The sequence below is a fragment of the Microbacterium sp. GbtcB4 genome, from assembly GCF_019091465.1.
Lineage (GTDB): Bacteria > Actinomycetota > Actinomycetes > Actinomycetales > Microbacteriaceae > Microbacterium > Microbacterium paraoxydans.
The window spans coordinates 1-233 of record NZ_JAGXJJ010000668.1; the positions used below are offsets into that span (position 1 = coordinate 1).

General features: G+C 72.1%; 1 pseudogene. It reads left to right on the forward strand.

The window, feature by feature from the left end:
• A pseudogene (locus tag KVS71_RS19205) lies at positions 1-233 on the forward strand (3,4-dihydroxyphenylacetate 2,3-dioxygenase); the annotation flags it as partial.

The window sequence follows — 233 nt, forward strand, 5'->3', positions numbered from 1 at the left end:
TCCTACACGGGCGCCCCGGACACCCCGGTCGGCACCTGGGACGTGCCCGACAACCAGCGCCGCGACTGGTGGGGCACCCCGGTGGTGCCCGCCTGGTACACCGATGCCTCGCTCGTGCTCGACCCCGACGGCACCCCGCAGCCCGTCGTCGCCCGCACGGACACCAGCGAGATGGCCGTGACGAACGGCGCCGACGGTTTCTTCTACACCCGCGCGGATGAGGGCGAAAAGTC